General features: G+C 71.3%; 14 protein-coding genes. 7 read left to right on the forward strand and 7 right to left on the reverse strand.

Annotated features, from left to right (window positions below):
* Nucleotides 1–7 precede the first annotated feature (7 nt).
* The 3 genes from ACFOY2_RS33620 (at nt 8) to ACFOY2_RS33630 (ending at nt 1275) form a co-directional block, all read left to right on the forward strand.
* The gene (locus ACFOY2_RS33620) at nt 8–211 is read left to right on the forward strand and encodes a hypothetical protein (protein WP_379532138.1); all 204 of its coding nucleotides are present in this window, start codon (nt 8–10) and stop codon (nt 209–211) included.
* A 120-nt stretch (nt 212–331) separates the two neighbouring features.
* The gene (locus ACFOY2_RS33625; protein ID WP_357822515.1) at nt 332–952 is read left to right on the forward strand and encodes a TetR/AcrR family transcriptional regulator; all 621 of its coding nucleotides are present in this window, start codon (nt 332–334) and stop codon (nt 950–952) included.
* Nucleotides 953–1041: 89 nt separating this feature from the next.
* Nucleotides 1042–1275 (forward strand): DUF3107 domain-containing protein, encoded by a 234-nt coding sequence (locus ACFOY2_RS33630; RefSeq protein ID WP_379532139.1) that lies wholly within the window; start codon nt 1042–1044, stop codon nt 1273–1275.
* 296 nt (nt 1276–1571) lie between these two features.
* On the opposite strand, the gene ACFOY2_RS33635 is transcribed toward ACFOY2_RS33630, so the two are convergent.
* The gene (locus tag ACFOY2_RS33635; protein WP_379532140.1) at nt 1572–2207 is read right to left on the reverse strand and encodes a ferritin-like fold-containing protein; all 636 of its coding nucleotides are present in this window, start codon (nt 2205–2207) and stop codon (nt 1572–1574) included.
* Nucleotides 2208–2559: 352 nt separating this feature from the next.
* Between ACFOY2_RS33635 and ACFOY2_RS33640 the strand changes: the two genes are divergently transcribed.
* The 3 genes from ACFOY2_RS33640 to ACFOY2_RS33650 all read left to right on the forward strand — a co-directional run bounded on the left by ACFOY2_RS33640 (nt 2560) and on the right by ACFOY2_RS33650 (nt 6526).
* Nucleotides 2560–4332: a DEAD/DEAH box helicase gene (locus tag ACFOY2_RS33640; RefSeq protein WP_379532141.1), complete on the forward strand. Its 1773-nt coding sequence runs from the start codon at nt 2560–2562 to the stop codon at nt 4330–4332.
* 378 nt (nt 4333–4710) lie between these two features.
* Complete coding sequence (locus tag ACFOY2_RS33645; protein WP_379532142.1) at nt 4711–5601, forward strand: alpha/beta fold hydrolase; 891 nt, start codon at nt 4711–4713, stop codon at nt 5599–5601.
* 13 nt (nt 5602–5614) lie between these two features.
* Nucleotides 5615–6526 carry an oxygenase MpaB family protein gene (locus ACFOY2_RS33650; RefSeq protein WP_379532143.1) on the forward strand — a complete coding sequence of 304 codons (912 nt, stop codon included), beginning with the start codon at nt 5615–5617 and terminating at the stop codon, nt 6524–6526.
* Here the strand turns inward: ACFOY2_RS33650 and ACFOY2_RS33655 are convergent.
* The 4 genes from ACFOY2_RS33655 to ACFOY2_RS33670 form a co-directional block, all read right to left on the reverse strand.
* Nucleotides 6477–7661 carry an MFS transporter gene (locus tag ACFOY2_RS33655; protein WP_379532144.1) on the reverse strand — a complete coding sequence of 395 codons (1185 nt, stop codon included), beginning with the start codon at nt 7659–7661 and terminating at the stop codon, nt 6477–6479. The genes ACFOY2_RS33650 and ACFOY2_RS33655 overlap by 50 nt on opposite strands.
* A 28-nt stretch (nt 7662–7689) precedes the next feature.
* Nucleotides 7690–8586 (reverse strand): RecB family exonuclease, encoded by an 897-nt coding sequence (locus ACFOY2_RS33660; protein ID WP_379532145.1) that lies wholly within the window; start codon nt 8584–8586, stop codon nt 7690–7692.
* 96 nt (nt 8587–8682) lie between these two features.
* Nucleotides 8683–9402 (reverse strand): MBL fold metallo-hydrolase, encoded by a 720-nt coding sequence (locus ACFOY2_RS33665; RefSeq protein ID WP_379532146.1) that lies wholly within the window; start codon nt 9400–9402, stop codon nt 8683–8685.
* 40 nt (nt 9403–9442) lie between these two features.
* Nucleotides 9443–10069, reverse strand: a complete 627-nt coding sequence (locus tag ACFOY2_RS33670) for a DUF6758 family protein (protein WP_379532147.1) — start codon at nt 10067–10069, stop codon at nt 9443–9445.
* A gap of 89 nt (nt 10070–10158) precedes the next feature.
* On the opposite strand from ACFOY2_RS33670, the gene ACFOY2_RS33675 reads away from it, so the two are divergent.
* Nucleotides 10159–10539 (forward strand): NUDIX hydrolase, encoded by a 381-nt coding sequence (locus ACFOY2_RS33675; protein ID WP_379532243.1) that lies wholly within the window; start codon nt 10159–10161, stop codon nt 10537–10539.
* 20 nt (nt 10540–10559) lie between these two features.
* Here ACFOY2_RS33675 and ACFOY2_RS33680 read toward each other — a convergent pair whose 3' ends face one another.
* Together ACFOY2_RS33680 and ACFOY2_RS33685 are read right to left on the reverse strand one after the other, a co-directional pair.
* The gene (locus ACFOY2_RS33680; protein ID WP_379532148.1) at nt 10560–13418 is read right to left on the reverse strand and encodes a hypothetical protein; all 2859 of its coding nucleotides are present in this window, start codon (nt 13416–13418) and stop codon (nt 10560–10562) included.
* A gap of 407 nt (nt 13419–13825) precedes the next feature.
* Nucleotides 13826–14812 (reverse strand): CPBP family intramembrane glutamic endopeptidase, encoded by a 987-nt coding sequence (locus tag ACFOY2_RS33685; protein WP_379532149.1) that lies wholly within the window; start codon nt 14810–14812, stop codon nt 13826–13828.
* Between the last annotated feature and the right edge of the window lie 25 nt (nt 14813–14837).

Consider the following 14837-nt stretch of genomic DNA (forward strand, 5'->3'; position numbering starts at 1 on the left):
GTCGGAGATGGACATTCGCGGGAACGAGCGCTCCTACGACGAAGAGGAGGAGTTGTCGATCGAGACGCCCGAGGCCGACGCCGCGGAACAGCACCGGGAGATCAGCCAGAACGCGACGCCGTTCCGCCGTGAGGTGCCGCTCGACGTCGATCCCGCCGACGCGGCCGATCAGGACCGCGTAGTGGATCTCGACGACGACGAATACCGCTGAGGCGGCCCGGCACACGGGCGAGAGCGCTGTGCGATCGCCGTGTCACCGGTGTCGCTGATGCCGCGCCTACTCGCACGTAGGATGTGCGCACAGTCCGCTGAGAAACCTATGGAGACCCGCGTGACCGCAACCCCGGACGCCAAGCCCCGGGGCACCCGGCTGCCCCGACTCGCCCGCCGCAGGCAGCTTCTGAGCGCCGCGCAGGAAGTGTTCGTCGAGAACGGCTATCACGCGGCCGCCATGGACGAGATCGCCGACCGGGCGGGGGTCAGCAAGCCGGTGCTCTACCAGCACTTCCCCGGCAAGCTGGAGCTCTATCTGGCGCTGCTCGACCTGCACGTCGACGACATGGTCAACCGCTGCAGGGAGGCGCTGGCGTCCACCCAGGAGAACAAACTGCGCGTCCAGGCCACGTTCAGCGCGTTCTTCGACTTCGTCTCCTCGCAGGGCGAGGCCTTCCGCCTCGTCTTCGAGTCCGACCTGCGCAACGTCGCGCCCGTCCGGCAGCGCGTGGAGCGTTCGCTGCGCGAGTGCGCGGAGATGGTCAGCGAGCTCATCCAGGAGGACACCGGGTGCACCAGCGACGAGGCGCATCTGCTCGGGGTCGGCCTGGTGGGCATGGCGGAGGTGAGCGCCCGCTACTGGGTCACCACGCACGGCTCGATCCCCAAGGACGCGGCCGAGCAACTCATGGCTCGTCTGGCCTGGCGCGGCATCAGCGGTTTTCCGCGTACGGCATAAACCGTTCGCTGGGCGCGATCACCCGCCCTTTTCGCCGGTCCAACGGCCACGATGGGAACTGAGCCAGGCCCGTCGACTAGGGAGCCACGATGGAAGTCAAGATCGGCATACGTTCGGTACACCGCGAAATCGTTGTCGAGACCGACCTGTCCGCCGAGCAGGTCGAAGATGAGATCAGGAACGCGCTCTCCGTCGATCGTGGCGGCGTCTTCGCCCTGACCGACGTGAAGGGCAGGCGCGTGGTCATACCGGTGGCCTCACTCGGTTTCGTCGAGATCGGCGAGGACGAGTCGCGGCCGGTCGGCTTCGGCGGCACGCTCTGAGCCCACGCTAGAGGGTACGGGTACGGCTCGCGCGTCCGGACACAGTGACGCGTGCGCCGTGATCCCACGTGCCGAAACCCCGCATGCCATGACCCCGCGTGCCGGGAACCTCGCATGCCGTGATCTCGCATGCCGTGATCTCGCATGCCGGTATCCCGCGTGCTGAGACGTGCCGACCGTGGCCCGTGGCCTGGCGCGGCGGCGAAGCGCGCGCCGGGGTCAGGGGTGCGAGCTGGGGCGGCGGCGGGGCACGTCGTCGCGCGCGCCGCCCCGATGGACGGACCGGTACGGCGGGTTCAGAGGCCCATGGCGGCCATGCGCTTGCCGTGCGCTTCCTGCAAAGTCGCGAAAAGTCGGGAAATGTCGGCCGGACCCGACTCCACCAGCAGCCGCGCCAGCTCCGGCCGCACCGAGGCCACCTGCTGCCCCTGGCTGAGCGCCTCGCCGACCAGCCGCCGCGCCCACAGCGCCAGCCGCGCCGCAGCCGCGGGCTCGGCCTCGATCCCGGCCCTGACCCGTTCGACCGCGAACTGCGAGCGCCCCTCGTCGACGAGCACCTCGTCGACCAGTTCGGCGATCGAGGGATCGAGGTGCCTGGCGGCCTCCCGGTAGAAGTCGAGCGCGATGCCGTCGCCCACGTACGTCTTGACCAGCGCCTGCAGCCAGTCGCTCGGCCTGGTCAGGGTGTGCCAGGCGTCCAGGGCCTCGACGAACGGCGACATCGCCTCGTCAGGATCGGCCCCGAGGTCGGCCAGCCGGTCGCGCAGCAGGCGGAAATGGGCGTACTCGGTCACGGCCAGCTCGCTCAGCGCGGCGCGGTCGCCCAGCGAGGGCGCCAGCGTGACGGCGTCCTCGGTCATCCGCGCGTAGGCGCTGAGCTCCGCGTAGGCCAGCACGCCGAGCAGGTCGACGACTCCTGGAGACTCCTTCATGAAAGGCAGCGTACTTCGGGGAATCTTCGGGAACATACGCAAGCTCGGCCAGCGTTGTGGTATCGAGTACACTGCTCTGTGAAAGTGCGACCGCACTGCGTAAATTCGGGGGAATCCCCCGAATAACCCCCGATTCCCCGGGTGGGCGGTCGCTGATGACGCGAGAGGGCTGGCTCTACCGCGAGGACCCACGACACGGGGGCTGTTTTCCGCCCGTCGGTCCCGGCAGGCCCGCCTTCATTTGAGACTGAGGCAGGCCACGCTGACGACTTTCCGAGACCTCGGAGTCACACCAGAGATCGCCGATGCCCTTGAGACCGAGGGCATCGTCACACCGTTCCCCATCCAAGAGATGGCACTCCCGCTCGCCCTGGGCGGCCAGGACCTGATCGGCCAGGCACGCACGGGCACGGGCAAGACCTACGCGTTCGGCATCGCCATGCTGCAGAGCATCGGCAAGCCGCGCAAGAACCGCAAGAAGCCCCGCGGGCTCGTCGTCGTGCCGACCCGTGAGCTGGCCGTGCAGGTGAGCGAGGACCTCGTCACCGCCGCGGGCAAGCTCGGGTCGCGCGTCCTGACCGTTTACGGCGGCCGGGCGTACGAGCCCCAGATCGAGGCGCTCAAGGCCGGCGTCGACGTCATCGTCGGCACCCCCGGCCGTCTGCTCGACCTGATCAAGCAGAAGCACCTCGACCTGAGCCAGGTCACGAGTCTCGTGCTCGACGAGGCCGACCGCATGCTCGACCTGGGTTTCCTGCCCGACATCGAGCGCATCTTCAAGCTGATCCCCGCGCAGCGGCAGACGATGTTGTTCTCGGCGACCATGCCGGGCGAGATCGTCGCGCTGTCGCGCAAGTACCTCAACCGTCCGACCCACGTTCGCGCCGAGCATGACAGCGGCGAGGGCGAGACCACGCCGCAGGTGCGCCAGCTCGTGTGGCGGGCCCACCGGATGGACAAGATCGAGATCGTCGGGCGGCTGCTGCAGGCCAACGGCCGCGGGCTCACCATGGTCTTCTGCGAGACCAAGCGGGCCTGCGACATGGTCGCCGAGCAGCTCGACACGCGTGGCTTCGCGGTCGCGGCCGTGCACGGCGACCTCGGCCAGGGCCAGCGCGAGCAGGCGCTGCGCGCCTTCCGCAACGGCAAGATCGACGTGCTGGTGGCCACCGACGTGGCGGCCCGCGGCATCGACATCGACGACGTCACCCACGTGGTCAACTACGACTGCCCCACCGACGACAAGACCTACGTGCACCGCATCGGCCGCACCGGCCGGGCCGGGCGCACGGGCATCGCGGTCACGTTCGTGGAGTGGGAGGAGCTGACCCGCTGGAAGATGATCAACCAGATGCTCGGGCTGGAGTTCGCCGAGCCCGAGGAGACCTACTCCACCTCTCCCCACGTCTACTCCGAGCTGGACATCCCCGAGGGCACCAAGGGCGTCCTGCCGCACGCCAACCGGTCACGTGCCGGGCTGTCGGCCGAGCGCATCGAGGACCTCGGAGAGACCGGCCGGGTCCGCGGACGCGGTGGCCGTCGCCGTGACGAGCGCGACGAACGCCCCGCCCGCACACCGCGCCAGCGCCGTCGCACCCGTGGCGGCAGGGAGCTGGCCGACAACGCACCCGCAGAGACGCCGGAGGTCGAGCTCGTGGATGCCAAGGCGGAGGAGACTCCCGCGATCTTCACACCCGACGAGATCCAGGCGGCCGCCGCCGAGCCCAGGCGCACCCGTACGCGCAGGGGAGCGGCGTCGTCGGCCATCGAGCAGGCGCTCACCGAGGCCCCTGAGGCACCGGTCAAGACCACCCGCTCTCGACGCACCGCCGACACCGAGGAGGCGCCCATCAAGACCGCCCGCACGCGCAGGACCGTCGCCGAGCCGGTGACCGCGCACGAGCCCGAGGTCGCGGCCGTGGCCGAGCCGGCCTTCACCACGCCGCCGGCCCCGGTCCGCACGGAGTCCGAGCGCATCGTCCCGGCCAGCCCGTTCGCGGTGATCTTCCAGTCGCCCGACCTGGCCACGGACGACGACGACATCGCCCCGTCCGCCGCCAGCGAGCGCCGCCAGCAGCGGCGCCAGTCACGCGGTGGGGGCGGCAACCGGCGCCGAACCGGCTGACATCCTCATCGACGCAGGCGCGCGCCCGAGCCGGGTGCGCGCCTTCCGTATGTCAGGGGCCCGCCGGGACGCGCGACACCCTCTCAACCGGCACCGCGGCCCCATCCTGCCCACGTCCAGCAGGCGTCACAAAGAAGCGCGCGAGCCGTACGCGCTCCTGACGAGCCGCCACAGCGCACCACCCCATCCCGGCACCCCGCCGAGCACGCCAGGACCGCAGGAGCCCGCTCAGCGCCGTCCATGAGGCCCTTGGAGGCCCGCCCGCCGCCCTTCCGGGGGCCCGTGGCCCTCGTCGGGCCCGACAACTCCTCATAACTCGCCCCTGCGTCATGGCCTTGCCGGTGTCGAGGCGCTGACCTCTGGGTATTGTTGCCCCACGTGAGTACGCCGCGATTCCTCGATCTGCCTCCTGGCGTCGCACCACAGAGAATCGAAACGCCACAGGGCACGTTCGCGGCCCTGGAGGCGCTTCCGGTCAGTGGTGTGGTTGAGCGCTGGCCCGCCCTCCTCGTCCCCGGCGTGACGGGCAGCAAAGAGGACTTCATCGCGGTCCTGATGACGCTGGCCCAGTCGGGCCGCCGGGTGGTGGCCGTCGACCTGCGCGGCCAGTTCGAGACGCCCGGCCCCGAGGACCCCGACGCCTACACCTGCGCCGCTCTGGGCGCCGACGTCGACCTGCTCGCCCAGGTGATCGGCGGCGGCGACCCCGTCCACCTGGTCGGCCACTCCTTCGGCGGGCTGGTGGCCAGGGAGGCGGCCGTCGACGGACGCACCAAGTTCGCCTCGCTGACGCTGATGAGCTCCGGGCCCGCGGCCATCAAGGGCAGGCGGGCCCGCAACGGCAGGAAGATCATGGAAGAGGTGCCCGAGCTGGGTCTCGAGCACGTGTGGCACCACAGGCTCGAGCCCGAGGCGCTGGCCAACGACGTCTCCGACGACATCATGGTCTTCCTGCACAAGCGCCTGATCACCAACTCCCCCATCGGTCTGACCCGCATGGCCGAGCAGGTGCTCACCATGCACGACCGCACCGACGAGCTGCGCCAGATCGAGGTGCCCACGCTGGTGTTGTACGGGGAGCACGACGACGGCTGGCCGCCCCAGACGCAGTCGGAGATGGCGGCCAGGCTCGGGGCGGAGTGCGTGGTCGTGCCGGGCGCGGTCCACTCCCCGGCCGTCGAGGCGCCGGAGACGACGGCGGCGGCGCTCGTGCGCTTCTGGAACACGGCTGAGAAGCACTATTTGGACCTTAGATCCACCATGATGTAACTGTTCGCTTACCATGGATGGCATGGAGCACATCGTCGTCCAGCCTCCCGAGAGTGTGACCTGGCAGGTGCACCTCGACCGGTCGATGTGGATCGGCGGCGTCCGCGGCCTCATGCTTCAGGCGCTGCACCCGCTGGCCATGCGCGGCGTCTGGCAGAACTCCAACTTCCAGGAGGACCCGTTCGGACGGCTGCGCCGCACCGCCGACTTCGTGGGGCGGGTGACGTTCGGCAGCCCCGAGGAGGCCGGCGAGATCGGCCGCCGGGTGCGCGGCATCCACAAGGCGCTGCGCATCCACGACCCCGACACCGGCAGGACGCACCGGGTCGACGATCCCGAGCTGCTGCTGTGGGTGCACTGCGCGGAGGTGTCGTCATACCTGGAGGTGGCCAGGCGCGGCGGGCTCGGCCTCACCGAACGCCAGGCCGACCGGTACCTGGACGAGCAGCGCAAGAGCGCCTCCTACGTCGGACTGCACCCCGACGACGTGCCCGGCTCGTGCGCGGAGATGGACGCCTACTTCAAGCGGGTACGCCCCGGCCTGCGGGTGACCGAGGAGGCGGCGGCCACCGTGCGGTTCCTGCTGTGGCCGAGGCTGCCGAGGGAGTTGCGGCTGCTGTCGCCGGGCAAGCCCGCCTACTTCCCGTTCGGCGCGCTGTGCTACTACTCGCTGCCCGACTGGGCCAGGGGGATGTACCGCGCGCTGCCCGAGGTGCCCAGAGCGAGCGTCACCGCGGCGCTGAAGGCGTTCAGGCTGGGCATGAACGCGCTGCCCGAGAACGTGCACGACCACGCGTTCATGCCGGCCACGCGGGCGATGTTGCGGGCGTCCAGAGAGCGTCTGGGCGCGGCCGGATACGACGTCGGCAAGGGGCTCAGGGGCCTGACCGATCCCCGCCGCCGGCCGAAGGCGCGGGCCGCCTGACGGGCAGCAGCGCGCCCGAGGCCAGCACGACGACCGAAACGCCGATCATGATGAGCGCGCTGCCCCGCATGCCGGTGCCGTCGAACAGCACGCCCAGCAGGGACGAGGCCGCTGCGGCCCCCACGTACCTGGAGGACTGGAAGAACCCCACCGCGACCCCGGTGTCGCGGCCGTCGGCGTGCACGAAGACCAGCGAGTTCAACCCGAACTGGCTGAACGCCGACGCCACCCCCAGCAGCGCGGCGGCCACCGGCGCGAGGCCGACGGGCCCGACCGCGAGCAGCACGCAGGAGCCGGCGAGCAGCAGCGCCGCGCTCAGCAGCAGCACGACCCGCATGCCCGCGCGGGCGGCCAGGGCCATGGCGACGGGCGTCGTGACGATCGCCAGGGCGGCCATGGGCAGCACGAGCAGGCCCGCGATGTGCGCGGGCAGGCCGGCCGAGCGCTGCGCCCACAGCGGCAGCACGAAGAACGCCGAGTAGAAGATCACGTTGACGAGCGAGAACTGGGCGCAGGTCGCCAGCAACTGGGGCCTCAGGCGGGGCAGCAGGGCCTGGCCGCGCGCGTCCACGCGCACCCTGGGCAGCCAGCGCAGCGCCACGGCGAACGCGACCGCCGCGAGCGGGACGTTCACCAGGAAGATCGCCCGCCAGCCCCACAACGACACCAGGAACCCGCTGAGCACCGGCCCCGCGGCGGCGCTCGCGGTCAGCACCATCGAGATCATCGCGATGACGCGCGGCGGCGGCCTGCCGTCCTCGCCGGGCATCGCGGCCTGCACGATCGCCATGCCCGCGGGCATCGTCGCGCAGCTCCCGAACGCCTGCAGCAGCCGCACGACCAGCAGCGCCGGGTACGACGGCGCCAGCGCGGCCAGCACGCCCGTGACCGCCATCGTCACCAGCCCTGCGCAGAACACCCGCCTCGGCCCGAACCTGTCGGCCAGTGTCCCCATGACCGGCGGTACCAGGATGCCGGTCAGGTAGAACCCCGCGGCCAGCCAGGTCACGGCGGCGATCCCGACATGGAACTCGGCCTCGATGTGGGCCAGCGCCACGGCGATCATGGATGAGTTGAGGGGATTGAACAGCGCCCCCAACGCCACCGCCGCCGGTAACCGGCCCACATGCTTCACATATGGACCATAACCGCGCTTTACCGACCTAGTCCGATAACGCATCCCACGGTTGACGTTCGGGACCGGCCGCCTGCCCCTGCGGGCAGTGGCGGCGGAAGTCGCACCACGAGCAGATGGGGCCGGGGCTGGGCGCGAACAGCTCGTCGATCTCGCCGGGCACCGCCGCGGGGGCCCGCTCGGCGGACTGCCCGCGCTCGGGCGCGGCCACCGCCGCCCGGTAGCGCTCGTCGGCCTCCGACGCCTCCATCGCCATCTCCTCGGCCCGCGCCAGGTGGCGGGCCAGGGACTCGTCGGTGTGCCGCCACTCAAGGATCTCGCCGGTGGGCAGATGGTGGAGCTCGACCGTGTGGCAGGGCGTGCGCATCATCGTGGAGGCGGCGATGGCGTAGACGGCCAGGGCGAGCGAGGAGCGGGCGTCGTCCTGGGAGAGCGGCCGGCGCCCGGTCTTGTAGTCGACCACGACCAGTTCGTCGCCGCGCCGGTCGAGCCGGTCGATGCGGCCCGACAGGGCGATGACCTTGGTGCGCGTGGCGACCGTGCGCTCGACGCCGACCGGGTCGTCAGCCGGATCCAGAGTCGCGACATATCCGGACACGAGGTCGCGGGCGCGGCCGAGCCACCGCGCCGACTGCTCGGCGTCCCTGAACCCCTCGGTGATCCACCCGTTCGTGACCAGGATGGACGCCGTCAGCGGGGTCCTGCGCTCGTACGGCTCCCGCCACCACCCGGCCAGCGCGTTGTGCACACTCGCCCCGACGCTGTTGTGCGCCCAGGCGGGCCCCTTGGCCGGCTGCGGCCGGTCCAGATAGGTGAACCGGTAGCGGCGGCGGCAGTCGAGCCAGGTGTTCAACCGCGACGGCGTGCACGAATACAGCCGCCGCGGCATCCCCTCCAGCGGAAGCTGACCCCGCACTGCGTTCATGTGACCTCACTCCGTAAAGGCGGGCTCGATCGCCGAACCCTGCCCCGCCGACGTGCGGCGGGGTGGAGAAACGGCAGTGGCGTGCGGAAGACGCGGCTAGTCGTCGTTCGGGTTGAGCCTGATGCCGGAGATCTTGGTGCCGTCGGTCAGAGGGCCCTCGGCCTCGGCGTCGTCACTGTCGGAGCGCGTCAGCGAACCGGACACCCAGTCGTCGAAGTGCGGCTCCAGGTCGCCGACCGTGACCTCGTCGCCGTGGACGGCCAGCACCCGCGTGTCGGCCGGCAGCGTGAACAGCCGGCCGCCGATCGAGGTGAGCTGGTCGGGCAGGGCAGGATATTCGCCGCCGAGCTTGCCGGGGCCGTCGGCCTGCAGGGCCTTGCCGGTGAAGACGGCGGAGAGCGCCTCGCAGTAGAGCGACACGCCGCCGGGCGAGACGCCGGGCGTCTCCATGACGTCGAGCTGGACGTCGGCGACCTCGAAGATGCCGTCGTCCTCCATGTCGATGTCGGGCCAGGTCTCCGACCAGGTCTCCCGCCACAGCGGCTTGTCCTTGGGGTGCAGGGCGACCACGGCCTCGTCTCTGCTGGCCACCTCGATGGCGGCCCCGACGTGGTCGGGCAGCCCCGCCGTGCAGATGACGGCCAGCACTTCGCGCTCGCCCACCTGCTCCAGGATCTTGTCGGCGTCACGCGCCGGGTCGATCACGATCACCTCGTCATCGTCGCCAATGATCCAGGTGTTGTTCTCGACCTTGTGCTCGGTGCCGTCGATCTCCACGACACCATCGGTCACCACTCGCTCGATACGCGCTGTCACGCCTCCGAACTCTAGCCCGTTCCCATGAGAGCGCGAATCGCTAATCCTCCAGCCTGGGTGAGAACGCCCCGAACGGCACGTCCAGCTCATGGTCGCGGGCGTCGAGCAGGGAGAGCTCGGCCAGCGCGATCATGCAGCCGGCGTCGGCGGGCCAGCAGATCGTCCACAGCCAGTTTCCCATCGCCTCACCGGCGTAGACGGCCCGGTCGTCGGGCGCGTCCACGCACCACAGCGCCGTGGGATGGCCAAGAACGTCGATCTTGGCGTTCGGGGGGCCTGAGTCGAATCCCTCGCCCGGGTCGGGCCCGTCGAGCCCGGCCAGGGCCGCGCCGATCCCGACGCCCGGCTCCTCGGCGATGACGAGCAGGTCGGCCGGCCCTTCCAGCAGTGAGGGCCCGGTCAGCGCGACCAGGCTGGCGCGGGCGCCGCTGCGCTGGTCGCCCACCTCCCCGAACCCGGTCACCAGCCAGCCGGTGGGCAGCGGCCATGGCAGCCACACGGGTACCACGGAGCTCTTGCGCATCGCCTCCAGCGCGGTGGAGGTCGGCGGCCACGGCGGTTGATACGGCAGGACGTCACCGTGCGTATCGCATCGATACGCACTCGACCAGGCGCTCGGCGCGTGAAGCGGGCCAAAGCACCGTGGACAGGTTGGAGCCGCTCTCACAACTACCCACGGTGCTTTCTCCGGCGCGGCCCCGTCAAGGCCGCTTCTCGTTGTCCCGTCGTAATCTTGGTCATGTGCGCGTAAATTGTGTGGGCGCGATCATCTTCGACGCCTCTGACCGGCTTCTCCTCATCAAGCGGGGCCATCCACCTGCAATGGGCCTGTGGTCCATCCCCGGGGGCCGCCTGGAACCGGGCGAGACGGACCTCCAGGGGCTGCGACGCGAGGTCCTTGAGGAGACCGGGCTGCGCGTGCAGGTGGGGCGCCTGGCCGGCACGGTGGACCGTCCAGGGCCTGCTGGAGTCACGTACGTGATCCGCGATTACCTCGCCAGAATCTCGTCCGGGGTACCCGTCGCCGGGGACGACGCCGCCGACGTGCGCTGGTGCGACATGGACGAGCTGGTACGGCTGCCGCTGGCGGAGGGCCTGCTCGAAGCGCTCGGCGAGTGGGGCGTGCTGCCGGGCTGAGCGGGTGGCCAGGCCACCCGCTACCGGTTCGCGGTGAGGCTGGAGGTCCAGAGGATCAGGTGGTCGGCGTTGTACGTCGTCGACCGCCCGAGTGCCACGACCTCCGATCCCGACACCGCGACCGCCGACAGCCACTGCGCCCCCTGGCCCGCCAGCCGGTCCTTGGTCAGCGTCATCCGGTTCCACGACAGGCCGTCCTGCGAGGTCCATGCCGCGCTGTCGCCCTCGCCCTGCACGCCGTGCCAGCCGACGGCCACCAGGCCCTCATCGGCCGCCGCCAGGTCGTACACCGAGGCCGCCTGGTCGGCCGGCAGCCAGGCCGTCTCCCAGGTCGTGCCGTCGTCGGCGGAGACGGCCGCGAAGGCGCGCCGGGAGCCGCCCGCGATGGCGGTGCCGATGGCCACCAGCTTGTCCTGATAAGTCATGACGCGGCGGAACCCTGCCGACGTGGCGTCCTGCGGGGCCACCCGCCTGCGCGCGCTCCAGTTCACCCCGTCCTCGGAGTGCCAGACCACGCTGCTCTCCTGGTCGGCGCCGCCGGAGCCGCCCACCGCCAGGTAGCCGTCTCCGGTGGCGACCACGTCGTGGACGCGCACGCCAGAGCCGCCCTGCGGCAGCTTCTTCGACCTGGTGAACTTGCGCAGGTCCGGCGTGAACCACAGGGCGGCGGCGGGCACGCCCGACTGGTCCCTGGTCTCCCCGGCCAGCACGTAACCCTCCTTGCCCGCCGTGACCGCATGGGTCTCCACATACGGATGGTCGGGGTCGTGTGCCAGGTCGCCGGAGACGTTCACCCGCTTCCAGCTCTCGCCGTCCTCCGAGGTGACCAGGAGCGGGTCGGTGAGCGCCGCGCTCGTCTCCGTGCCGCCGACGGCCAGCCAGCCGCGGCTGCCGTGGGCCACGTCCTCCAGTGTCTGCCTGCCGGGTCCGCCGAGGCTCATGGACTTCCAGCTCTGCCAGTTCTTGATCGTCCACAGCCCGGCGTCGCCCGAGGCCGAGCCGACGGCGACGTACCGGCCGCCGTAGCTGGTCAGCGCGGCGGTCTCGCGGGCGATGCGCGTCAGGCCCTCGACCCCGCCGAGCCGCACGCGCGCGGCGGCCCCGCGCGGCGGCGCGGCCATCAGCACGAGCTGGTTGTCGACGTCGGAGGCCGCCTGGTCGCCGCCGGCGAACAGGGTGCCGCCGTCGGAGATCGTGAAGCCGCGCAGCGTGGCGCCCGGCAGGTTGCCGAGGTCGGCCCGTTTGCCCCAGCCGCGCCCGTCCTTCGTGGTCAGCACCGAGTAGAGGCCGAGCCCGGCCTGCGTGATCGCCGCGACGCCCGACTGGTAGGAGATCAGCGACTCGACGCCGACGCTCTGGCCGCTCAGGTTGCCGATGGAGCCGCACTGCGACCACTGCGCGCCCGTCGGCGAGCAGTAGACGCGCACGTTCCCCTCGATCGTCCGCTGCCGCGTCGGCACCAGCACGAACTGCTTGGGCAGGACGGCCAGCGTCCCTGCGCGCGGCTCGGCCTCGGGGAGCTGGAAATCGGTCGCCCGCCAGGTGCGCCCGCCGTCCGACGAGCGCAGCACGCGTGATCCCGCGCCCTCGTCGGGCTGCCCGACGGCCACGGCGGTGTCGCCCTTGGCCACGACCGCCTTGATCTCGCGTACCTCAAGGTTCCTGGCCTCGACGCGCTCCCAGGTCCTGCCGTCGCCCGAGCGCCAGAGCGCCGGGCCCGAGCCGCCGTCGCCCGTCGCGCGTCCCGCGGCGACGAACCCGGACGCCGTCCTGGCGATGTCGTTGATCTGGTCGCCGGCCCTGAACGCGGCCAGCCCGGACGCCTCCACGGCCGTCCAGGTGAACCCGTCGTCGCTCGTCCACAGGCCGCGCTCGCCCGAGACGCCGTCGCCGCCGCTGGCCAGCCAGCGGCCCGCGCCGCCGACGACCCGCTGGACCGTGGGCGTGGAGGCGCCGTTCACCTGGCCGAGCTGCCAGGTCTTGCCCCCGTCGGGGGAGAACAGGAAGAGCGGGCGCGGGGTGGGGCTCGTGGTGTCGCTGCCGACCGCCACGACCGCGCGGCCCACCGAGGTCATGTCGTTGAGCTTCTGGTTGGTGCCGTCGCCCGCGGCGGGGACGGTGAACAGCTCGTCTCCCGAACGTCCGGTGCCCGCCTCCAGGCGCAGGCCGGGACCGTCGCCGTCGCTCCACTGCCACACGAGCACGCCCGCGGCCACCAGGATCACGACGGCGACGACGGCGACCACGGGGGCGGGCCTGCTGCGCGCGCGTACGGGCGTCGACCGGCGGACCGCGGACGGGGCCGGGCCTCTGTGGTGCCTGCCGCCCGACCCGCCGGGGCGCGGCGTGCCCGAGGCGACCAGGAGGTCGGGTCTCGTGGGGCGGCCGGCCGGTGGGCGGCCGACGCGCCGCACCTCCGGCTCCTCGCTTTCGTCAGGCTCGTCGTCCTGCGGCTGGTCCGGGTTCTCAAGGGGGTACACCAGGCGGTACGGAGGCGTCCGCCGAGACGCGGCCTCGCGTTCGCCGGCCTGTGGCTCCTCCCGGGACGTCTCTTCCGGTTCGGGGTCGGCGGGTTCGAGACGCGGGCTCTCCGTCGCGGGCGGCTGCGGATCCGATGTCCAGGGCCGCCGGGTCTCCGGCTCCTCCGCCGGTGGCTGGGGGCGATGGTTCCCCGGCGCGTCGTCCGATGGGGGCTCCGGCGGCGGCTCGGGGCGGAGGGGGCTGCCGGCGACGAGCTTGTCGGGCCGGTTGACGATGCGGCGGGGCCGCCGGCGCGGCTCGACCTCGGGCTCGGCCGTCGGCGAACTGTAGGGCATGCGTCCCTTGGACGGCGGCTCCTGCGGCTCGCCGTCCGTGATCGGAGCGGCGAACGGCGGCATGCCCCAAGGGGAGGTCAGCGGTAAACCTCTCGCCCGATCGTCGGTGGGACCGGGTGGGGAGTGCCGGATCTTGGGCTCTTCAGGGGATTGCGGCTCTGACGCGCCCTCGGGACGGGGGTCGTCGTCACCCGGCGGTCGCCGCGGCGGTTCGCTGGGGCCGGAGGCCACGCGTCGTACCTCCTAGTCGAACTCGTCGTACGGGAACGGCCTCAGAAGGGGGATCGTTCCAGCAAAGTCGATCACATTGGTGCGCTCATCCGAACGAAGTATCACATGCGCGCACCACTACCCCGCCGGACAGAAATGATCACCTCCGGGAACCTCGCCGACCCACAGGTCCAGAGCAGCACGCCCGGGCCGGAATAGCGAGACCTCTCTAGTGAGATTCCTGGCACCTTGCGCCTGATTTATCCCGAAATAGTGGGTATTTTGTGCCTTTTAGCTACATAGCTCACACCAAACGCGTACACCCCGAGTTGCACGACGGTCCCCGCCAACGCCTGCCACGGGACGGGCACCTTCCCCTGGTTCAGGGCGTCATCGAGGTTACCCGCGGCGGCGCTCAGCCCGAAGGCCATCATGTTGTTCATCACGTGCAGCGCGATCGGGGCCTCCAGGCCACCGGTCCGCACCGCCAGCCAGGCCATGACGGCCCCGAACGCGAACACGTCCAGCAACCCCACCCACGAGTACCCGTGCAGCGACGCGAACAGCACGGACCCGATGAGGATGGCCCAGATCGGATTGCGCACGTGCGTCCCGAGGGCCTGCATGAACCAGCCGCGGAAGACGTACTCCTCGGCCGCCGCCTGGAACGGCACCAGCAACACGATCGCGACCAGCGCGGGCAGGAACCCCGCCCACCCACGCCACTCGAACAGGGCGCCGCTCTCGCCCGACATCGACAGGGCCAGCGCCTGCGCGCCCTGGCCGAGCGCCAGCGCCAGCACGGCCAGCCCGGCGCAGATCAGCATCCAGCGCCAGCGCAGCCGCCCGGCCACGGACGACAGCGTGCCCGGTCTGCGCCGCTGGATCAGCGCGGCCGTGCCGAACACCAGCAGCAGCACGGGCGCGATCGACAACAGCACCACGACCAGCCCGAACACCGGGTTGCCGAACAACTGCCCGGTGGGCTCCAGCGGCGCGGGGATGCCGAGGATGTAGGCCACGACGATGCCCGCGTACACCACGACGACGCCGATGACGAAGAACCCGACCGCGATGATCAGCGTGCCCACGACGGCCCGCCACGGCTGGGCGGCCTCGGTGCGGGCGAGATGGTCGTAACGCGCCCCGCGGGGCACCGGGAGGAACCAGGACCGAGGTTGTGGCTGGTAGGGGTAGCCCGGCGGTGGCGTCCCATAGGGAAGATGTGGCCCTGCGTTCTCCTGCATCCATCCATTCTGTCCGCCCGATGCG

The organism is Nonomuraea purpurea, from assembly GCF_042650645.1.
In the GTDB taxonomy this organism is placed as follows: Bacteria; Actinomycetota; Actinomycetes; order Streptosporangiales; family Streptosporangiaceae; genus Nonomuraea; species Nonomuraea purpurea.